Origin of the sequence: Streptomyces sp. NPDC026673, assembly GCF_040638135.1 — a bacterium.
Classification (GTDB): Bacteria; Actinomycetota; Actinomycetes; order Streptomycetales; family Streptomycetaceae; genus Actinacidiphila.
This window is the reverse complement of record NZ_JBEZXR010000047.1, coordinates 1-19,966: the sequence shown is the minus strand read 5'-3', so window position 1 is coordinate 19,966 and position 19,966 is coordinate 1. Positions and strand designations below refer to the sequence as shown.

The 19,966-nt window shown below is 74.3% G+C and carries 15 protein-coding genes and 2 pseudogenes; 11 read left to right on the top strand and 6 right to left on the bottom strand.

The genetic code is table 11. The features are described from left to right. On the bottom strand, positions 1-1,806 hold the full coding sequence (locus tag AB0F62_RS27575; protein ID WP_361804662.1) for a helix-turn-helix transcriptional regulator: 1,806 nt from the start codon (positions 1,804-1,806) through the stop codon (positions 1-3). Between the two features lie 157 nt (positions 1,807-1,963). On the opposite strand from AB0F62_RS27575, the gene AB0F62_RS27570 reads away from it, so the two are divergent. Then, a complete protein-coding gene (locus tag AB0F62_RS27570; protein WP_361804659.1) occupies positions 1,964-2,464 on the top strand; it encodes a hypothetical protein in 501 nt (166 codons plus the stop codon). A gap of 343 nt (positions 2,465-2,807) precedes the next feature. Beyond that, positions 2,808-3,380, top strand: coding sequence for a hypothetical protein (locus AB0F62_RS27565; protein WP_361804656.1), 573 nt, complete (start codon positions 2,808-2,810; stop codon positions 3,378-3,380). Between the two features lie 26 nt (positions 3,381-3,406). Here AB0F62_RS27565 and AB0F62_RS27560 read toward each other — a convergent pair whose 3' ends face one another. The 4 genes from AB0F62_RS27560 to AB0F62_RS27545 form a co-directional block, all read right to left on the bottom strand. Continuing rightward, complete coding sequence (locus AB0F62_RS27560) at positions 3,407-4,606, bottom strand: acyltransferase (protein ID WP_361804653.1); 1,200 nt, start codon at positions 4,604-4,606, stop codon at positions 3,407-3,409. A gap of 29 nt (positions 4,607-4,635) precedes the next feature. Then, positions 4,636-6,771, bottom strand: coding sequence for a bifunctional polysaccharide deacetylase/glycosyltransferase family 2 protein (locus tag AB0F62_RS27555; RefSeq protein WP_361804650.1), 2,136 nt, complete (start codon positions 6,769-6,771; stop codon positions 4,636-4,638). After that, positions 6,768-7,412 (bottom strand): hypothetical protein, encoded by a 645-nt coding sequence (locus AB0F62_RS27550; protein ID WP_361804647.1) that lies wholly within the window; start codon positions 7,410-7,412, stop codon positions 6,768-6,770. The genes AB0F62_RS27555 and AB0F62_RS27550 overlap by 4 nt, the downstream gene beginning before the upstream one ends. Before the next feature lie 223 nt (positions 7,413-7,635). Next, the gene (locus AB0F62_RS27545; protein ID WP_361804644.1) at positions 7,636-8,409 is read right to left on the bottom strand and encodes an SDR family oxidoreductase; all 774 of its coding nucleotides are present in this window, start codon (positions 8,407-8,409) and stop codon (positions 7,636-7,638) included. A 34-nt stretch (positions 8,410-8,443) separates the two neighbouring features. Here AB0F62_RS27545 and AB0F62_RS27540 point away from each other — a divergent pair, with 34 nt between their 5' ends. Beyond that, positions 8,444-8,758: a 4a-hydroxytetrahydrobiopterin dehydratase gene (locus AB0F62_RS27540; RefSeq protein ID WP_361804641.1), complete on the top strand. Its 315-nt coding sequence runs from the start codon at positions 8,444-8,446 to the stop codon at positions 8,756-8,758. A 448-nt stretch (positions 8,759-9,206) separates the two neighbouring features. Continuing rightward, positions 9,207-10,853 (top strand): alkaline phosphatase D family protein, encoded by a 1,647-nt coding sequence (locus tag AB0F62_RS27535; protein WP_361804638.1) that lies wholly within the window; start codon positions 9,207-9,209, stop codon positions 10,851-10,853. Between the two features lie 37 nt (positions 10,854-10,890). Here the strand turns inward: AB0F62_RS27535 and AB0F62_RS27530 are convergent, their stop codons facing one another. Next, positions 10,891-11,901 (bottom strand): Gfo/Idh/MocA family oxidoreductase, encoded by a 1,011-nt coding sequence (locus AB0F62_RS27530; protein ID WP_361804635.1) that lies wholly within the window; start codon positions 11,899-11,901, stop codon positions 10,891-10,893. Positions 11,902-12,084: 183 nt separating this feature from the next. On the opposite strand from AB0F62_RS27530, the gene AB0F62_RS27525 reads away from it, so the two are divergent. From AB0F62_RS27525 to AB0F62_RS27495, 7 genes and pseudogenes are all read left to right on the top strand, one after another. Beyond that, positions 12,085-13,275 (top strand): multidrug effflux MFS transporter, encoded by a 1,191-nt coding sequence (locus AB0F62_RS27525; protein ID WP_361804632.1) that lies wholly within the window; start codon positions 12,085-12,087, stop codon positions 13,273-13,275. A gap of 38 nt (positions 13,276-13,313) precedes the next feature. Next, positions 13,314-13,511 (top strand): hypothetical protein, encoded by a 198-nt coding sequence (locus AB0F62_RS27520; RefSeq protein ID WP_018556880.1) that lies wholly within the window; start codon positions 13,314-13,316, stop codon positions 13,509-13,511. Next, positions 13,477-14,553: pseudogene (locus tag AB0F62_RS27515) on the top strand (serine hydrolase domain-containing protein); the annotation flags it as partial. The gene AB0F62_RS27520 and the pseudogene AB0F62_RS27515, both read left to right, overlap by 35 nt. A 238-nt stretch (positions 14,554-14,791) precedes the next feature. After that, positions 14,792-16,918 (top strand): SpoIIE family protein phosphatase, encoded by a 2,127-nt coding sequence (locus AB0F62_RS27510; RefSeq protein ID WP_361804629.1) that lies wholly within the window; start codon positions 14,792-14,794, stop codon positions 16,916-16,918. 171 nt (positions 16,919-17,089) lie between these two features. Beyond that, a complete protein-coding gene (locus AB0F62_RS27505; RefSeq protein WP_361804626.1) occupies positions 17,090-17,827 on the top strand; it encodes a CDP-alcohol phosphatidyltransferase family protein in 738 nt (245 codons plus the stop codon). Between the two features lie 142 nt (positions 17,828-17,969). Beyond that, positions 17,970-19,535 (top strand): methionine--tRNA ligase, encoded by a 1,566-nt coding sequence (gene metG / locus AB0F62_RS27500; protein ID WP_361804623.1) that lies wholly within the window; start codon positions 17,970-17,972, stop codon positions 19,533-19,535. Between the two features lie 328 nt (positions 19,536-19,863). Then, a pseudogene (locus AB0F62_RS27495) lies at positions 19,864-19,966 on the top strand (DNA-binding protein WhiA); the annotation flags it as partial.

Below are 19,966 nucleotides of genomic sequence, written 5' to 3'. Positions count from 1 at the left end.
TCACTCCCCGCCGGCGCCGCCGGTCTGCGCCGACAGCTCCGCGCACTCCGCGGCCAGCCGCGCCATCCCGTACTCCTCCGCGACCGCGCCGGCCGGGCGCAGCAGCCGCGCGGCCTGCGCGGCGGCCCCCGGGTGGCCGGAGGCGAGCAGGGCGCGGGCCTGCCACAGGCGGAGGCGGGCGAGCTGCGGGGCGGAGGTACGGGCCGGCACGGCCGCCTGGCGGAAGTGGGCCAGCGCCGCGTCCGTTTCACCGGCGGCCAGGGCGAGCGCACCGCAGGCCTGGGCCGTGGGCGCCACCAGCACCGTGGGCCAGCCGGCCAGGGCGATGCCGGTGCCGTTGTGCGGGGCCAGCCGTTCGCGCAGCCGGGCGACCAGCGGCCGCAGCTCGGCGTGGCCGGCGAGGGCGGCGCACGCCTCGGCGAGCAGCGCGAGCGTGGGCACGGCCCAGCCGTGCGGGGGCAGGGCGCGGAAGCCGTCGGTGTCGTCGGCGAAGGCCTGCAGCTGGTCGGCGGCCTGGTCCCGGGCACCGGTCTCGCACAGGGCGAGGACGAGCCCCGCCCGCCAGACCGGGAAGTAGCCGTGCTCCTGCACGTCGTCGGCGAGGCCGCCCGCGAACAGCTCGTGCATCCGGCCCTGCTCGCGCAGCAGCCAGTACGCCTGGCCCATTCGGGTCTGCCGGAAGTTGCCGGCCGGGACGTCCAGGTCGGCGGCGAGCCGGTCGGCGTACTCGGCGGACTCCCGCAGGATCCAGTCCGCCGCCGCCGCGAACCGGCCGCGCCAGAGGTCGAGCGTGGTGTCGAGAGTGCGCTGCTGCCAGCGGGCCAGTTCGCTGCGGCTCGCGGCGGCGTGCCCGCGGTACTCCTGCGCCGTGGACAGCGCGGGGTAGATCCTGCCCGTGCGCAACTGGTCCACGGCCAGCGCCATCAGGGCCTCGCCCCGGAAGTACGCCGAGCCGTGGCGTACGGCGGCGTCCCGCAGCCGCTCCGACAGCGTCAGAGAGGCGGCGGCGGGGGCGAAGTCGTACAGACCCCAGCGGCATTCCGTCAGCACCTCGCAGCGCACCTCGGGCCCGGCGCCCGCCGCGTCGGCGCGGTCGAGGCCGCGCAGCGTGCGGCGGGCGAGGGCGGCGCCGCTGTCCGGGCCCGCCTGGGCGACGGCCGTGTCCGCGCTCACCGCCATGGTGAGCTTCTTCGCCCGGTGGGCGTTGAGCTGCAGCCGCAGCGCGGCCGCCTCGGGACCGGGGTCGTCGCGCAGGGCGGCCATGCCGTCCGCGATCAACTGGAGCAGTTCCCGGTCGACCCGGCCGGGGTCCGACCAGCGGCGGCAGATCCGCACCACCGCCAGCGCCTGGGCCCGAGGCCGCCCCTCGGCCAGCCGGTGCGCCTCCCGGTAGCAGTGGTCCGCCTCCCGCATCCGGCCCGCCGCGTGCCGCAGATCCCCGCGACGGACGAGCCGGTCGAACTCCTCCCCGTACCCCGAGGCCGTGGCGGGGACGCCGGCCCCGGCCCGCTCCACCAGCTTGGAGGCGGTACGGGCCGGACCACGGACCGCCTGCGGTCGCGCGCCGCCGCGGGGGTCGCGGGGCGGTCGCGACTCCGGGGCGAGGCCGAGCAGTTCGCCCCCGGCGTCGAGGACGGCGTCGCACTTCTCGGCGAGTTCGTACGTCGGCCGGCGCAGGCCGTTCTCGACCCGGCTCAGAAAGCTGCGGCTGCACGGCACGCGCTCCGCCAGTTCGCCCAGCGACTTGCCCGCCGCCCGCCGCCTCCGGCGCAACTCCGCCCCGAATCCGTTCTGCTGCTCCTCCAAGGGCCGCCTCCGTCTTCCATCGCCCGGTGCCCCGGCCGCTGTTGCCAAATATGCCCTGGCAACACCCGGGCACTCCGGACAACCGCGGAATTGGGCCAGCCTGGGATGTGCGGGGGCGGGTCCGGGAGCCCCACGACCGGAGGGAGGGCGGCGGGCGATGGGAGGCTCCACCGCGCCGGGGGCGGGCCGATTCGCCTACGGGACAAGGGTGTTCCTGTTCCGCCAGGCCAGGTACGCCTACGGCTTCGAGACCTCGATGGCGTTCGAGGAGGGTGTGGACCCGCCGGAGCGCAGGTTCCGCGACGACGACGGCGACGTCCTGTGCGGCGGCCGCTTCGCCGTCGCCGTACGGCGCCCGGACAGCGGGCCGGTGGAGGACGAGTTCTCCTTCACCATCCTCCCCACGTGGGAGGACCAGACCGAGATCGAGCTGCGGATCCACCGGACCGCCGAGGCGGCGCCGCGCTACGTCGACGAGGCCGGTTGCGAGGAGATCGGCTGCGTCACCGTCGACATCGGCGACACCCTGGGACGCCCGCTGCACGAGCGGGCGATCCGGCTGCTGTTCTCCTTCGGCCGCTCCGGTATCGAGGTGGAGGCCTTCGACCCGGCGACGGGGGACAGCCACCGCGTACGACTCGACGTCGACCGCGGATAGCCCACGGGGGACGGAGGAGGGCCCGGTGCCGGGCACCAGGGGGAGGCCCGGGACGGGGCGGGGGTCCCGCCGGGCCCGGTCCCGGCACCGGGCCCCGTGACGGGGGCGGCGACGGGGGCGGTGGCGGCCCCGGACCGGTGGGAGACCGCACAGGGGACGGCCTCGCACCGGTCCGGGCCGGTACCGGGCCGCGGGCCACGCGGGAAGACTGCCGGAATGCGGCAATGCGCCCGGGCGGCGACCTCTGCCATCCTCGCCGTGCCACCGGCGACCGCCCCCGCCCCACGCGGCGCGGCACCGCGCTCGGTGAGGAGCGGGACCACGGTGCGCACAGGGGGATCGGATGGCGAACGGCAACTCGGCCGGCGGGCTGTTCTCGGTGGCATGGGGGCTGTGGGCGACCGGCGTCGGCTGGATCGTCGTCACGGACTTCCGGGGCGCGGCGCGCCGCTTCCACGCGCTGTCCTCGCGGTCCGAATCCTCCGACAAGGGCGGGACACCGCGGGTGGGCGTCGGGTTCGTCCGCGTCGTGGCCGGGGCGTTCGCCCTCGTCGGTCCGGTGGCCCTGGTCAGCGGTCTGCTCGAGCTGGGACGGGGGCATGTGCGGCCCGAGGGGTTCCCTCGGGTGCCCGTCCCCCTCGCCGTGGTCGCCGCTGTCATCGGCGTCGTGCATCTGTGGATGTTCTGGCGGTCTTCCGGTTGGCTCCGCCAGGAGTGGGACGGAGGAGGCGGGGTCCGGCGCGCCGCGACCGTCGTCGTCACGGTGGCGGGCATCGGCTTCCAGGCCACGCTGGTGCTCGGCCGGCCGGTCGCCATGCTGGCCCTCTGGCTGCTGGGTGGGGCGGCGGGAATGGTCCTGCTGCCCGCGCCCGCCCCCGGTCCCGATCACGGTGGTGAGGTCCGGACCCCGCCGTGACGACGGGCGGCCATGCGTCCCGGTCTTCAGCGTGCCGGTGCGGCCCGCCCGCGGGCGCGTCTGCCGCGTTTCCGCCCGCCCGCCGGCCACAGACGCGGACGGCGCCGGGCGGCCAGGTCCTCCGCCCAGCCGACCAGCACGACGGCGGCGCCGATGAGCGGCCAGACGACCAGGAACTGGAACCAGGTGGCGTCGAGGGGAAGATGGGCCTCGAAGAAGGGGACGTTCCACATCAGGTCGATCAGGGGGACGCTGGCGAAGAGCGCGACCTCGTGCCACAGGTAGACGGTGACGGCGCGGGCGTTGAGGAGCCCCACCGCGCCGTCGGCGAAGGGCACACGACTCATCCGGCGGGGCCGGAAGCGCAGCAGCAGGAGGACGAAGCCGGCCGACCACAGCGCCTGGGCCAGCGGGATCTCACCGAGGTCGATGCCCTCGTCGGTGGGGTGGGTGTAGGCGAACCAGCCGCCCGCGGCGAGGCAGAGCGCGGCCGAGACGACCACCGTACGGACCCGCAGGGCGTCCAGCAGGCCGTCGCGGTGCGCGAAGCCGAGCAGCCAGCACGCCGCGAAGGTGACGAGGTCGATCACCGGGGTCAGGGCGGGTTCGGCGAGCGGCAGCCGGTCGTACTGGGCGAGGACGACCAGCGCGCCGCACGCGGCCAGGCACGAGCGCGGCGCCGCGCGGAACGCCTTGAGCAGCCAGGGGGAGAGCAGGACGAGCCAGAGGTAGGTCCGGATGTACCAGAGCGGGGCGACGATCTGCTCGGCCCAGGCGGTGCCGGGCGGGTCCGCCAGCGGCAGGATCCACAGCAGCATCCGGTGCCAGGAGTGCGGCCGCCAGCCGTGGAGCAGCATCATCACGGTCACGACCGCGGAGAACAGCCAGAAGGGGACGAGCAGCCGGCGCAGCCGGCCGCGCACGACGGACAGCGCGGGCCGCTGGAGCGAGTGCGCGGCCAGGGAACCGGCCAGGGCGAACATGATGCCGATGGAGGGGAAGACCAGGGTCAGCCAGGCCCAGCCGAAGGTGTGGTAGACGACCACCCGCACCAGGGCGAGGGCGCGCAGCAGGTCGAGGTAGCGGTCCCGGCCTCCGCCGCCCCCGCCGCCTCCGCCGCCCCCGGGGGCGGCGGAGGAGCTCCGCGGACCCGGCAGGTGCGTCCCGGCGCCGTCCGCGGACCGGGGCGGGGCCGTCGGGGGTCCCGCCTCGCGTGCTTCGGGCATGGGGCAACTCCTCGGGAAGGTGGAGACGTTCAGGTCCGGGACGCGGTGCCGGTTCCGGTTCCGGTTCCGGTGCCGACGGCCGGCGCGCCGACCTCGCCGGTGCGCCGCAGCTTGTGCCAGCCCAGCCGGCCGCCGTTGACGGCCGTCACGCAGGACTGCAGCAGCACGAGGTACATCAACTGCCGGTACAGCACCTGCTGGAGGGGGAGCGGCCACAGGTCGCGCAGCGGCTCGCCGTCCAGCCGGAAGGCGTACGCCGCGCACGCGGCCTGCACAGCGAGCACGCCCGCCCACGCGAGCGCGGTGCGAAACGGGTCCATGAAGACCAGCCCGTAGATCGCGAACACGTCGATGAGCGGGGCCAGCAGCGGAGCCAGCACCTGGAAGAGGACGACGAGCGGCAGTCCGACCCGGCCGAAGCGGCCGGAGTGGCCGCGGTCCAGGACGGCGCCGCGGTGCTTCCACATCGCCTGCATGGTGCCGTAGCTCCAGCGGTAGCGCTGCTTCCACAACTGCCGTACCGACGAAGGCGCCTCGGTCCAGGCACGGGCGCGCTCGGCGTAGACCACGTGCCAGCCGGCCCGGTGCATCGCCATCGTGACGTCGGTGTCCTCGGCGAGGGTCTCGTCGCTCATGCCGCCGACGTCGCGCAGCGCGTCCCGCCGGAAGGCGCCGCACGCGCCCGGGATGGTGGGCATGCAGCGCAGCAGGTCGTACATGCGGCGGTCGAGGTTGAAGCCCATCACGTACTCGATGTGCTGCCAGCGCCCGATCATCCGGGTACGGTTGCCGACCTTGGCGTTGCCGGCGACGGCGCCGACCCGCGGGTCGCCGAAGGGCTGGACCAGCTCCCGTACGGTGGCCGGCTCGAATACCGTGTCGCCGTCCATCATCACGATCAGGTCGTGCCGGGCGTGCGCCACACCGTTGTTGAGCGCGGCGGGCTTGCCGCTGTTGGGCTGCCGCACGACGGTGACGCCGGGCAGGTCCAGGGCCTCGACGATGTCGGCGGTGCCGTCGGTCGAGCCGTCGTCGACCACCACGATCTCCACCGGATGGTCGCTCGCGGCCAGGGAGTTCACCGTGTGGGTGATGCACTCCTTCTCGTTGTAGGCGGGCACGATCACGCTCACCGGCTCGATCACCGGCGGACCCCAGCCGAAGCCGGGTGCTCTGCGTTGCCGCGCGTGCCGGCGCGCCAGCACCAGCATGGCGGCGAACCGGGCCAGCACCAGCAGGCCGACTCCGGCGAGGAGGACGGCGAGCGTCGGCACGGCGGTCTCGGAGAGCTCGACCGCGGCGACGAAGATCCGCCCCTTCCACAGTTCGGAGCCGGTGACCTTGTCGTTGGTGGACGTGGCGCCGACGGCGCCGCCCACCGTGTCGAAGCGGTAGCCGCGCTCCTTCAGCAGCGGGATCAGCCGGTCCAGCGCCGCCACGGTCTGCGAGCGGTCGCCGCCGGCGTCGTGCAGGAGCACGATCGCGCCCTGCCCCGGCTTCTCGGGGACGGAGGCGTCCACGATCGCCTGGACGCCGGGGCGCCGCCAGTCCTCGGCGTCGCGGTCGATGAAGGCGGTGACGTAGCCCTGCCGGCCCACCCGCTGGACGACCGGCCAGGACAGGTCGTCCAGCGCGTCGGAGGTCGAGGAGTACGGCGGGCGGAACAGGGAGGTGTGGATGCCGGCGGCCCCCGCGAGCGCCAGCTGGGTCTGGGACAGCTCCCGGTCGATCCGCCCCGGCGACTGGTACACCAGGTCGGGGTGGGAGAAGGTGTGCACGCCGATCTCGTGGCCCTCGGCGACCATCCGCCGGATCAGCGCGGGGTGCCGGGAGGCCATGCCGCCGGTGACGAAGAAGGTGGCCGGCACGTGCTGCCGCTTGAGCACGTCCAGCACCTTCGGCGTCCAGACCGGGTCCGGTCCGTCGTCGAAGGTGAGGGCGATGGTGCGGTCCGGAGTGCGGTACGAGCGGGGCTTGTCGCCGGTGGCGTCGACGACCGGGCCGCCGTCCAGCACCGACTCCGGCACCTTGTCCGCGGAGACCGGCGGGTGGACCCGGTGGTCGGCCTCGAAGTCGCCGCGCACGTAGCCGCCGAGCAGCAGGACGCACACGAGCATCACGAGGGCCAGCACGGGTATGACGAGGCGGGGGCGCAGGGCGGTCACTGGCCGCCCTGCGGCTGCTGGTCGACGGGGCCGTCGGAGACGCCCGGACCGGGGGAGGCGGAGCCGCTGGGCTGCGCCGACGGGGAGCCGGTCGACGCTGGTTCGGTCGCGGACGGGGTCGGGGTCGGGGCGGCCGGGCTGCCCGCGGTCGCGCGCGGGGTGGCGGCGGCTCCGCCGCCGCTCTTGGCGGGGCGCTTGGACGGGGAGGTGCTGGGACTGGGGGAGGCCTGGATGGCGGCCGTCCGGGACGGGGACGGCGCTGCCGCCGCCCCCGCCCGGATGAAGCCCGCCGTCACCGGGGGAGCGGCCTGGTCGGCCGGTACGTCGACCTCTCCCGTCCCCGAGGAGCCCGCGTCGTCCGGCGCTGTGCTCGGCACCCCCGGCAGCGGCAGCAGCGTCTTCGGCGCGATCGGCGTCGCGCCGGAGAGGCTGAGCGCAAGCGCCGCCGTGTAGACGGAGCATGCCGCGCCGACCAGCCAGCCGGCCCGGCGTACCGCGCGGGCCCGTCTCCCGCTGGAATCGACGAAGACGGGGCCGGGCAGCGCGATCAACTCGGTGTCCGGCTCGGGGGGCCCGGCCTCGGACCCGGCATCGTCTGCGGGCGTTTCTGACCATACGTCGCGGTGGTGCTTGGAGAGCATGCCGCAACGTAACGCGACGCAAGCGCGCCTATGGTACGTATTTCGGACTTGACCGTTTCCGGGGGTGAAGTGGTCGATTCCGGCCGGGGGTGGCTGTGCGCCCGGGTGGCGGTCCGCAGCCGTGCACCCGGCCGCGGCCTCGGCCGTCGGCCCGGCCGCCGTCCCGGCCGCCGTCCCGATCGACTTCCCGGCCGCCGCCCTGCCCGTCGTCCCGGCCCCCGCCTCAGCCGCGGCCGATGTACGGCATCGACGTGGCCATCACGGTCGCGAACTGCACGTTCGCCTCCAGTGGCAGCGAGGCCATGTGCAGGACCGTCCGGGCCACATCGGCGACGTCCATCAGCGGTTCGGTCATCAACCGGCCGTTCGCCTGCAGGGTCCCGGCCGCCATCCGCTCGGTCATCTCCGTCGCGGCGTTTCCGATGTCGATCTGTCCGCAGGCGATCCGGTACGGGCGGCCGTCCAGCGACAGCGACTTCGTCAGGCCGGTGACGGCGTGTTTGGTGGCGGTGTACGCGATGCTCAGCGGGCGCGGCGTGTGCGCGGAGATCGAGCCGTTGTTGATGATGCGGCCGCCCTGCGGGTCCTGCGCCCGCATCACCCGGAAGGCGGCCTGCGCGCACAGGAACGCGCCGGTCAGGTTGACGTCCACGACGGACCGCCACTGGTCGTAGGTCAGTTCGTCCAGCGCGACGGCGGGCGCCCCGGCCCCCGCGTTGTTGAAGAGCAGGTCCACCCGGCCGAAGCGGTCGAGCACGGCGGAGAACAGCGCGTCCACCGCCTCCGGCCGGGTGACGTCCGTCGGGATGACGGCCGCCTCGGCGGCGGGCCCGGCGGCGGTCGCGCGCAGCGGTTCCTCCCGGCGGCCGGCCAGTGCTACCCTCCAGCCCGCGGCGGCCAGTTCGCGCGCCACCGCGCGCCCGATGCCGGACCCGGCGCCGGTGACCACGGCGACGCCCGCGGTCCCGGCCTTGTGATTTCCCGCGATCTCAGTCATGGCTCCGCAGGGTATGCGGTGCCACGATGGAACCATGCCGCCCTACGCCGACCCCCTGTCGCACAAGGAGATCGAGGACCGCCTCGCCGAGCTGCCCGGCTGGTCCCTGTCCGACGACGGTACGAGCCTCGTGCGCACGTACCGGCTGCCGCACATTCCCGCGGCCGTCTTCGTGGTGCACATCGCGCAGATCCAGGACGAGCTCAACCATCACAGCGATCTGACGCTGGGTTACCACTCGATCGCCGTCTCCATCACCACGCACGCGGCCGGCGGCCGGCTCACGGAGCGGGACTTCGGTCTCGCGCAGCGCATCGAGGCCATCGCCCCGGCCCACGGGGCGGCGTAGCCGCGCCTTCCGGGGCGTGGGGACGCGGTGGCGCGCCCTCCGCCCGCGGCGTTTCCGGCGGGTCACCGCCCGCCGCCACCCGCCCCTTCCCGGAGTCCTCGTGACGGGGCGTCATGGCGCGCTCGGGCCGGGGACGCCGACCGGCGGGGTCGCCGGTCAGGGTGATGTTCCGGCGGTCGCACACGGGTGGGAGCGGCCGTACCCCATGGGCGATGCGGTGCCCCCCGGACGGCGGTCGTCGCGTCGCGGGGCCGGTGCGTGCCGGTTACGGTGGCCGTTCCGGACCGATGAAGTGACGGTACGTCACATACGGGGGGTGTGGCGCCGTGAGCCGAACGGGGGTTCCGGAACCCGGCGTGCGCGCCACCGGGATGCCGTGTGCGCGTCAACGTACCGTCCCCCTGGCCACTGCACCGGGGCCACGCATCCCACCGTCAGGGAGGGACACGTGACGCACCCGCAGGTCCACGGCCCCCACGACCGCACCTTGCGCGCCGCCGCCGCGTTCTTCGACCGCCGCCGGTTCCTGACCGCCACGGGGGCCGCCGCGGCCCTCGCGTTCGGCACGAACCTGCCCGCCGCCGGTGCCGCCCGGTCGGCGCAGGCGCCGCCGCGGGCACTCGCCGAGAACCCCTTCACACTCGGCGTCGCCTCCGGCGACCCCCTGCCGTGGGGCGTCGTGCTGTGGACCCGGCTCGCGCCGCGCCCGTACGAGCCGTGGCCGGGCAACGGGCTGCCCGAGGGCTGGGTGCCGGTCCAGTGGGAGATCGCGCGGGACGAGCGCTTCGCACGCGTCGTCCGCCGGGGGATCGCCTCGGCGTATCCGGAGTTCAACCACACCGTGCACGTCGACGTCCTCGGTCTCCAGCCGGACCGGGTGTACTACTACCGCTTCCGCGCGGGGCCCTGGATCAGTCCGCCGGGCCGCACCCGCACCGCCCCCGCGCCGGACTCGCTCCCGTACGAGATGCGGCTGGCCGCGGTGAGCTGCCAGGCGTACCACGACGGGTACTTCACCGCGCTGGGGCACCTGGCGAACGAGGACGTCGACGCCGTCTTCCATCTGGGCGACTACCTCTATGAGTACGCCGTGAGCGCCACCGGCGGCGCCCGCGCCCACACCGGCCGCACCCTGCCGGAGTGGTTCGCCAAGGAGACGGTGACGCTGGAGGACTACCGCCTGCGGTACGCCCTCTACAAGTCCGACCCCGATCTCCAGGCCGCGCACGCCGCCTTCCCCTGGTTCGTCACCTGGGACGACCACGAGACCGAGAACAACTACGCGGGCGGCGGCGACGCGAGCGGCGTACCCGCCGACGAGTTGCTGATCCGCCGCGCCGCCGCCTACCGCGCCTACTGGGAGAACCAGCCGCTGCGCCGCCCGCAGCTCCCCCAGGGCCCGGACATGACGCTCTACCGGCGCTTCCACTACGGGCGGCTCGCGCAGTTCGACATCCTCGACACCCGCCAGTACCGCACCGCCCAGGCGTACCGGGGCCGCTGGCACCACCCCGGACCGGAGTCGCAGGACCCGGCGCGCACGCTGACCGGCGCGACGCAGGAGCGCTGGCTGCTGGACGGCTTCCGCCGGTCGCGCGCCACGTGGAACGTGATCCCGCAGCAGGTGGTGTTCTCCCGGCGGCGGAACAACGCCACCGGGACCTCCGCGCTCAGCATGGACGCCTGGGACGGCTACCCGGTCTCGCGCGACCGGGTGCTGGCCGGGGCGAGCGCCGCCGGCATCGAGAACCTGCTGGTGCTCACCGGCGACGTGCACGTCCACTACGCGATGGACATCAAGGCCGACTGGGACGACCCCACCTCGCGCACCCTCGGCACCGAGCTGGTCACCAGCTCGGTCTCCAGCGGCCGCGACGGCTCCCCGCGCCCCGACAACTGGAGCGCGCTCATGACCGCCAATCCGCACCTGCGCTTCTACGACGGGCGCCGCGGCTATCTGACCGTGCGGCTGGACGCCGAGGAGGCCCGGGCCGACTTCAAGACGGTCGACTCGGTGACGGCCCCGGGCGCCGCCCTGACCACCGCGGCGTCCTTCGTCACGGAGGCCGGCGACCCCGGTCTGCGGGAGACCTGAGCGGGTCGGAGGCGGTCCCGCCCGGCCGAGCGGCCTCTCAGGCCTCGCCGGGGTAGCGCACGCCGATGCGGTCCCGGATGGTGTCGAGCGTCCGCATCACGGCGAGGCTGCCCTCCAGCGGCACGAGCGGCGACTCCCGCTCGCCCGCCCGCAGGCAGCGCATGACCTCGGCCGCTTCGTACTGCAGACCGCGCAGGCCGCTGTCGGGGGCGCCGAACTCCTCCGGCTCGCGCCCCTCGCGGTGCAGCACGAAGCGGTCGGGGTGGAAGAAGCCGCGGGGGATCTCGATCCGCCCCGCGGAGCCGGTGACCACCGCCGTGCACGCGGTGTCGGCGGTGAGGGAGCAGCTGAGCACCGCCATGGCGCCGCTGTCGTAGCCGAGCAGCACGCCGGTGTTGTCGTCCACGCCCTCCGGTGTGAGGTGCGCCCAGGCCTGCACCTCGTCGGGCTCGCCGAGCAGCAGGTGGGCGAAGGAGACCGGGTAGACGCCCAGGTCCAGCAGGGCGCCGCCGCCGAGTGCCGGGTCGAGCAGCCGGTGGCCGGGCTCGAAGGGGCCGGCCAGGCCGAAGTCCGCGTGCACGCTGCGGACCTCGCCGATCGCCCCGTCCGCGACCAGCTCGGTCAGCCGCCGCACCACGGGGTTGCAGTAGGTCCACATCGCCTCCATCAGGAAGCGTCCGCGGGCGCGGGCGAGGTCGGCCAGCTCGCGTGCCTCGACCGCGTTGACGGTGAAGGGCTTCTCGCACAGCACGGCCCGCCCGGCCCGCAGGCACAGCCCGGCCGCGACGCGGTGCGCCGAGTGCGGGGTGGCGACGTAGACCACGTCCACATCGTCGTCGTCGGCGAGTTCGGTCCAGCTGCCGTAGGCGCGCGGGATGCCGAAGCGGTCCGCGAAGGCGCGCGCGGAGGCGAGGCTGCGCGAGCCGACCGCGACGATCTCCGCGTCGTCCTTCATCTCCCGCAGGTCCTCGGCGAAGGACGCGGCGATGCCGCCGGTGGCCAGGATGCCCCAGCGCACTTTCCTACCGGAACCGACCGATTCCGTCATGAATCTGCCCCCACCTGGCCTCGACCACCTCGTGATTGCTGAGAGCATAGAGAACGATTCACACACCACGGAGAGAGACCCATGCCGGAAGCCGGCGCGACCCCGCCCGACCAGATATCCACACCGGGGCCGTCAGCCCCGGTACGACGCGCCGGAGAGATCCCAGGAGCTCGCGCCGGCTTGATGGTGACCTTCCTCCTCGGTGCTCTCAGCGCCCTCCCGGCGCTCTCCATGGACATGTATCTGCCGGCTCTGCCGCAGGTCACCGAGGAACTGCACAGCCCGGCGGTCACGGTGCAGCTCACGCTCACCGCGTGCCTGTTCGGCCTCGCCATCGGCCAGATGATCGTCGGCCCGATGAGCGACCGCTGGGGCCGGCGCCGGCCGCTGCTGGCCGGAATGGTGCTCTACGTCCTCGCCACCGCCGTCTGCGCCTTCGCGCCCACCACGGACCTGCTGATCGGCTTCCGGCTGCTGCAGGGCCTCACCGGTGCGGCCGGCATCGTGATCGCCCGCGCGATCGTCCGCGACCTGTACGACGGCGTGGCCATGGCCCGCTTCTTCTCCACCCTGATGCTGATCTCCGGCGTCGCGCCGATCGTCGCGCCGCTCATCGGCGGCCAGGTCCTGCGGCTCACCGACTGGCGCGGGGTCTTCGCCGTGCTGACCGTGGTCGGCGTGCTGCTCACGCTGGTGGTGTGGCGCTGCCTGCCGGAGACGCTGCGCCCCGCGGACCGGCACGACGGCGGGTTCGGTGAGACGCTGGGGGCGATGCGCGGCCTCCTCGCGGACCGCGCCTTCACCGGCTACATGCTCACCGGCGGCTTCACCTTCGCCGCGCTGTTCGCGTACGTCTCCGCGTCCTCGTTCGTCGTCCAGGAGATCTACGGGGCCTCCCCGCAGACCTACAGCCTGCTCTTCGGCCTCAACTCCGTGGGCCTGGTGGCGCTGGGCCAGGTCAACGGCAAGATCCTGGTCGGGCGGGTCAGCATGGACAGGGTGACGGGGGTGGGGCTGGCGGTGATCACAGTGGCCGCGGCCGCGCTGCTGGCGCTGACCGCCGGGTGGTTCGGGCCCGTCGGTCTGCTGCCGGTCGCCGCGGGGCTCTTCGTGCTGATGGCGGCGATGAGCCTGGTGCTGCCCAACACGAACGCGCTCGCGCTGATGCGGACCCGGCACGCCGCCGGATCCGCCTCCGCCCTGCTCGGCACGACGTCCTTCCTGGTGGGCGCGATCGCCTCGCCGCTGGTGGGCATCGCGGGCGAGCACACGGCGGTGCCGATGGCCGTGGTGCAGCTGGGCAGCGTGCTCGCGGCCTGGGTCTGCTTCGCCGGGCTGTGCCGACCATGGCGGCGTACTGTGGATGCACGGTGATTCGTGCCGTCATTGCCGCGCCGAGTCAGGAGGCAGCGATGTCCGAGCCGATCGACGAGAGCAAGTGGGCCTGGAAGACCGCAGACAGCTGCCTGCACACCGGGTCCGAACACATGATCGATCCGGAGGACCTGGTCATGGCCTCCGGCCGCGAGCCGACGCCGGCCCTCATCGAGAAGGCCCGCAAGTTGCTGGAGGAGCATGGCCCCGCAGCTGTCGAGAGGTACCTCCCGTGAGGCGGAGCTGCGCGGCGACGAGCTGAGCCTGCTCGTCACGGACATCACCCCATATCTGGAGCCCGCGTCCCCCTCCGCGCACCCCTGGTGCGCGGGGGCGGTGGTACTGGCGGGCCGCGGCGGCACCGTCGCTCTCCACGAGGCGGTGGGCTGGGCCGTGCGGTACGCCGCGTACGACGGGGCAGCCGACCGCGGTGTGGAGCTGCCGCGGGAGCACCGGGTGCCGATGCGGCCCGACACCGTCTTCGACCTCGCGTCGCTGACCAAGCTCTTCACGGCCGTGGTCGCGGTGGGGCGGCTGGAGCTCGGCCGTGAGGTGGCCGGGTACCTGCCCGAGTTCGCGGCCGCCGGGAAGCGGCGCATCACCGTGGGGCAGTTGCTCGACCACACCTCCGGGCTCCGTCCGGAGCTGCCCTTCCACGACCACGCCGACGCCGAGTCCCGGGCCAGGCTGCTCTGGGAAGAGGCCCCCGTCGTCACGCCGGGCAGCGAACGGATCTACTCCGACCTCAACCTCATCGCCCTCCAGCACGTCCTGGAGCGGACCACCGGCGAGGCCCTCGACGCCCTCGTCCGGGAGGACGTCACCGATCCGTTCGGGATGTACGACACCCGGTACAACCCGCCCGCCTCGTGGATGCCGCGCATCGCCGCCACCGAGGACCAGCGCCGGCCCTGGGGACGGCTGGACCGCGGCCCCCTGCGCGGCACGGTCCACGACGAGAACGCGCACGTCATGGGTGGGGTCGCGGGGCACGCCGGGCTCTTCTCCACCGCCTGGGACCTCGCCCTGTTCTGCCGCGCGCTGCTGGACCGCGGCGGCCCCTACCCCGGCTTCGAGGTGGACCGGCCCTGGTTCATGGGCGCCCTCGCCGGGCGCGGCGCGGTCGGCCACACCGGGTTCACCGGCACCAGCCTGGTGATCGACCCCGCCACCGACGCCTTCCTGGTGCTGCTCGCCAACTCCGTGCACCCGTGCCGCACCTGGCGCGACGGGAGCGCGCCCCGGGCGGCCGCGGGCACGCGGTTCGCGAGGGCGCTCGGCGTGGTCTGAGTCCGAGGGGCCCGTGGGGCCGCCAGGTGTGTCGGACATGAGTGGAGAGCGGGGCCCAGAAGGGGAATATTGCCCGGTAATCGGGTATTTTGGCTGGCTGACGTGGGGTGAAGATCCCGGCGCTCGCACGGCCGGTCGGCCCCGCGGTGGAACGGAGGCGCAGGAGGCATGGTCCCCGAGATCAGGACGCGACCGGCCCCGGCACCGGCCGGGGGGCGGTGACGGCATGCCGCCGGACGTCGCCGATCTCGTCGCCGCCGATCCCGGCCCGGCGCTGCTGGACAGCCAGCTGAGCCAGGTGGTGCGCGACACGGGCGCCTCGATGGGCCTGGTCTACCTTTTGACGCCCGAGCGGGACCTGCTGCGGCTGACAGTGGTGATCGGCGTGTCGCGCAAGATCGACTCGATCTGGGGGCGGGTGGTGCCCGGGGCCGCCAGCCCGGTGGCCGACGCGGTGCGGGAGCGGCGCATGGTGTGGCTCTGCGGCCACGAGGACATCGCCCGGACGTATCCCCGGCTCGCCCTGGTGCTGCCGTACGACTTCCCGCTCGCCGCGGCGCCGATCACCACCGGCACCACCACCTGGGGCGCGCTGTGCCTGGTGTGGCCCGGCGGGCACCCGGGCCGGATCACCCAGCGGACCCGCGACGCCTACCGCGGCGCGTGCGACCGCATGGGCCGCCTCCTGCGCCGGGCCGCGGAGGACGGCAGGCCGATGCTGCCACCGGCCGCGCCCCGGGTCCTGCCCGCCGTCCGTACCCGCACCCACGGCCCGGACGAGGCCCTCGCCGCAGCCGACCTCGCCGAACGCCTCCCCGAGGGCTCCTTCGCCCTGGACCTCGACGGCAGGATCACCTTCGTCACGGAGACGGCCGCCGCCCTGCTCGGGGCGGAGGTGCCCGACCTCCTGGGGTCCGAGCCCTGGGAACTGCTGCCATGGCTGGACGACCCGGTCTTCGAGGACCGCTTCCGCAGCGCGATGATCAGCCGCCGCCCCGGCTCGGCCACCGCGCTGCGCCCGCCGGACCGCTGGCTCTCCTTCGAGTTCTACCCGGACGGCACCGGCGTCAGCGTCCGCGTCACACCCGTCCCCACGCCCGAGGCCGCGGACACGCCCGTGGCACCGCTCCCCGCGGGGCCCACGCCGGACCGGGCCATCGCCCTCTACCACCTGCTGCACATGGCCGCCACGCTCACCGAGGCCGTCGGCGCGCAGGACGTCATCGACCTGGTCGTCGAGCAGATGCTGTCCGTGTTCGGCGTGCAGGCCGTGGCGCTGCTGACCGCCGAGGAGGGCCGGCTGCGGATCATCGGCCACCGGGGCTACCACGAGGACTTCATGGAGTCCATCGACACCATGCCCATGGACTGCGACAACCCCGCCGTGCGCGCCCTCAAGACCGGGGTCCCCGGCTTCTTCGCCAACGTCGAGGAGCTGCTGCGGATCTACCCCGGGTCGACCGTCCGGGACCGCAAGGCCGCCTGGGCGTTCCTGCCCCTGATCACCTCGGGCCGGCCGGTCGGTTCCATGGCCCTCGCCTACGACCGCCCGCACCCCTTCTCGTCGAGCGAGCGCAGCGTCCTCATCTCGATCGCCGGACTGGTCGCGCAGGCCCTGGACCGCGCGCGCCTCTACGACGTCGAGCACAGCCTCGCCATCAGCCTGCAGGCCCGGCTGCTGCCCCGCGCCCTGCCCGACGTCCCCGGGCTGGAGGTGGCCGTCCGCTATATGCCGGCCACCCGCGGCATCGACATCGGCGGCGACTTCTACGACGTGATCCGGCTCGGCACCACCACGTGCGGTGTGGCGATCGGCGACGTGCAGGGCCACAACGTGAACGCCGCCGCGCTCATGGGCGAGGTCCGCACCGCCGTCCGCGCCACCGCGGGCGCGCCACCCAGCGAGGTGCTGACCCGTTCCAACCGGCTGCTCGTCGACCTCGACCCGGGCCTGCTCGCCAGCTGCCTCTACGCCCAGCTGGACCTGGAGCGCCACACCGCCTGCGTGGCCACCGCGGGCCACCCGCCGCCGGTGCTGCGCCATCCCGACGGCACCACCGAGGTGCTGCCGCTGCCGCCCGGCCCGCTGCTGGGCGTCGACCGCGACGCGCGCTATCCGACGACGGAGATCGCCCTGCCGCCCGGCACGGTGCTGGCGCTGTACACCGACGGGCTGGTGGAGACCCCGGGCGTCGACCTGGACGTCTCCGCCGCCGAACTGGCGGAGCACCTCGCGCGCGCCGGCACGGACGCCACGATGGACGCCCTGGCCGACAGCCTCCTCGGGCACGCCCAGCGGTCGGGTCCGCGCAATGACGACATCGCCCTCCTGCTCACCCATGTGACGGGGTGACCGCGGCCGGCCCGGCGGCCGCCGCTCCGGGCGCGGGGCGGACCCGCGCCGGACGGGCCGGGCGCCCGCGGCTCCCGGGTGACGCCCTTTCAGCAAGCCGTCCGGCCCCACGCGGGGGCCGCGTCCTGCCATGATGTGATTCGCACGAATGACGCATTGCTGGGGGGTTACGTGACGCTGACCATCGGTGGCGCGCTGCGCGAGCTGCGCACGGCCCAGAAGTCCGCCAAGGGCGTGTCGCTGTACTCGCGGTACGTCAACCGCCCGGCCGGCCGGGTGCTCGCCGCCGGGGCCTACCGGGTGGGGCTGACGCCCAACCAGGTCACGCTGGTCAGCGCCGCCTTCAGCCTGGGCGCGGTGGCGGCGCTGACGCTGGCCCGGCCCTCCTGGCCGCTGGCCCTGGCGGTGTACCTCGGGCTCGTCGTCGGCTTCGCCTTCGACTCCGCCGACGGCCAGCTGGCGCGGCTGCTGGGGCGGGGCAGCCCGGCGGGGGAGTGGCTCGACCACGTGGTGGACGCCGCCAAGATGACCGCGATCCACGCGGGTGTGCTGATCTCCTTCCACCGCTTCTTCGATCTGCCCGGCGAGGCCTGGCTGCTGCTGCCGCTGGGCTTCCAGCTCGTCGCCGTACTGATCTTCAGCGGCGGACTGCTCGCGGACAAGCTCAAGCCGAAGCCCCCCGCCGCCGCGCAGGCGGCACCGGCGCCCGCGCCCTCGCGGCTGCGCGCGGTGGCGCTGCTGCCCGTCGACTACGGGGTCTTCTGCCTGGTCTTCCTCACCCTCGGGGCGCCGCGCCTCTTCCTCGCCGCGTACGCCGTGCTGTTCGTCGTGCACGCGCTCTTCCTCGTCGCGTTCCTGGCGAAATGGTTCCGCGAACTGAGCGCCCCCGCTGCTAGCATCGAGGCATGATCGCGAACCCGTACCACCGGCAGATGACGGCCCCCGCCCGGGGCCGCTGACACCGGACGCGTCCGCGTCTTCCGAGGCCCCCACCGGGGCCTCGATCCTTTTGCGCGTCGGAGCCCCGCCACCGTCCTTCCCGGAGGTTCCGATGACCGCGCCCCGCGCTTCCCGTTTCTACGTCACCACCACCATCCCGTACGTCAACGCCCGGCCCCACCTCGGCTTCGCGCTCGAACTGGTGCAGGCGGACGTCCTGGCCCGGCACCACCGCAGGCGCGGCGAACCGGTGCGCTTCCTCAGCGGCACCGACGACAACTCGCTGAAGAACGTGCTCGCCGCGGAGGCCGAGGGCATCCCCGTCCAGGACCTCGTGGACCGCAACGCGGCCGCCTTCGCCGCGCTCGACGCCCCGCTCGCGCTCTCGCTCGACGACTTCATCCGCACCAGCCGCGACCCGCGCCACCGCGCGGGCGTGGAACGCCTCTGGCGCCGCTGCGCCGCCGCGGGCGACCTCTACCGCGAGCACTACGAGGGCCTGTACTGCGTGGGCTGCGAGCAGTTCTACACCCCCGACGACCTGGTGGGCGGCCGCTGCGCGGAGCACGGCACCGAGCCGCAGACGGTCGCGGAGGAGAACTGGTTCTTCCGGCTGTCCCGGTACACCGAGCGGCTGCGCGGGCTGATCGAGGACGGGCGGCTGCGCATCGAGCCGGCCGCGCGCCGCAACGAGGTGCTCGCCCTGCTCGGTCGCGGCCTGCGCGACTTCTCCGTCTCCCGCTCGCAGACCCGCGCCCGCGGCTGGGGCATCCCGGTGCCCGGCGACCCCGGGCAGGTGATCTACGTGTGGTGGGACGCCCTCGGCAACTACGTCACCAGCCTCGGCTACGGGGACGGCGAGGGGGAGCCCGGCACGGCGTACGACCGGTGGTGGGCGGGCGACGGGCGGCGCGTGCACCTGGTGGGCAAGGGCGTGCTGCGCTTCCACGCCGTCTACTGGCCCGCGATGCTGCTGTCGGCCGGGCTGCCGCTGCCGACGGACATCCTCGTCCACGACTACCTGACGGTGGAGGGCCGCAAGATCAGCAAGTCCTCCGGCACGACCGTCGACCCGGAGGAGCTGGCCGCCGAGCACGGCACCGACGCCGTGCGGTGGTGGCTGCTGCGCGAGGTGCCGCGGGTCGGGGACGCCGACTTCACGCGCGAGCGGCTGGTCGCCCGCGCCGACGCGGACCTGGCGGGAGGCCTCGGCAACCTCGTGCACCGGGTGGTGACCATGGTCCACCGGTTCCGCGACGGGGTGGTCCCGGAGGCGGGCGGGGCCGATGAGCCCGGTACGGAAACGCTGCTGGCGGCGTGCCGGGAGGCGCCGGACGCCGTAGCGGCGGCGCTGCACGACGTGGACTTCCGGCGGGGCGCGGCCGCGGTGTGGCGGATCGTCGACGAGGCCAACCGCTGCATCGACGAGACCCGGCCCTGGGAACTGGCCCGCGCCGAACGCCGGCACCGCAACGCCGCCGCCGGACGCCGCCTCGACGCGGTCCTGGCCGCCCTCGTCCACGCCTGCCGCGCCCTCGCCGGGGAACTCGAGCCCTTCCTCCCCGGCGCCGCCGCCCTGATCGCGCACCGCTGTACGGTCGGCGCCGACGGCCACCTCCCGCCCCCGGCCCCGCTGTTCCCGCACTCCGGCGCCCGGGCGGGCGTGGGCAGCGGGTAGGTGTGAGGGGGCGTGGCCGCCCGGGGTGGTGGGGGTTATGGCGGGGGTGGGTGGTTTGGCTGTCGCTTCGTCTCGCTCCCTTTGGTCGCAACGATGGCGGGCTGCGGAGGGGAGGGTGGCGGCTCGGAGCTTCGCTGCGGTGTGCGGGTGGGTGCGTGGTTGGGGTTCAGGCGCCGGAGCGGGGTGCGTTTCCGGTGGCGTGGGTCTCGTTGCCGTCCGCGGGTGCAGATGGCCGCTTCCACGCCTACTCCCGGCGGTGGGCGCGCCCGCCGTAACCCGCGTCTGCGGTTGATTCGAGGTGCTGTTGAGGGGTCCGCGGGAGATCGGGCTCGCTTTCGCCCGCAGGCTGCGCAAGGACATCCTGGAGATCTTCGGGCACTCCTCCGACCTGGTGGTCATGGCGCCCGGCGGGCTGGGGCGCGGCAGCCGGT

Coding starts and splice junctions, on each gene's coding strand:
- AB0F62_RS27550 (WP_361804647.1), bottom strand. CDS start 7,412: ATGCTCTCCAAGCACCACCGCGACGTATGGTCAGAAACGCCCGCAGAC.
- AB0F62_RS27540 (WP_361804641.1), top strand. CDS start 8,444: ATGCCGCCCTACGCCGACCCCCTGTCGCACAAGGAGATCGAGGACCGC.
- AB0F62_RS27510 (WP_361804629.1), top strand. CDS start 14,792: ATGCCGCCGGACGTCGCCGATCTCGTCGCCGCCGATCCCGGCCCGGCG.
- AB0F62_RS27530 (WP_361804635.1), bottom strand. CDS start 11,901: ATGACGGAATCGGTCGGTTCCGGTAGGAAAGTGCGCTGGGGCATCCTG.
- AB0F62_RS27560 (WP_361804653.1), bottom strand. CDS start 4,606: ATGCCCGAAGCACGCGAGGCGGGACCCCCGACGGCCCCGCCCCGGTCC.
- AB0F62_RS27525 (WP_361804632.1), top strand. CDS start 12,085: ATGGTGACCTTCCTCCTCGGTGCTCTCAGCGCCCTCCCGGCGCTCTCC.
- AB0F62_RS27520 (WP_018556880.1), top strand. CDS start 13,314: ATGTCCGAGCCGATCGACGAGAGCAAGTGGGCCTGGAAGACCGCAGAC.
- AB0F62_RS27565 (WP_361804656.1), top strand. CDS start 2,808: ATGGCGAACGGCAACTCGGCCGGCGGGCTGTTCTCGGTGGCATGGGGG.
- AB0F62_RS27545 (WP_361804644.1), bottom strand. CDS start 8,409: ATGACTGAGATCGCGGGAAATCACAAGGCCGGGACCGCGGGCGTCGCC.
- metG (WP_361804623.1), top strand. CDS start 17,970: ATGACCGCGCCCCGCGCTTCCCGTTTCTACGTCACCACCACCATCCCG.
- AB0F62_RS27570 (WP_361804659.1), top strand. CDS start 1,964: ATGGGAGGCTCCACCGCGCCGGGGGCGGGCCGATTCGCCTACGGGACA.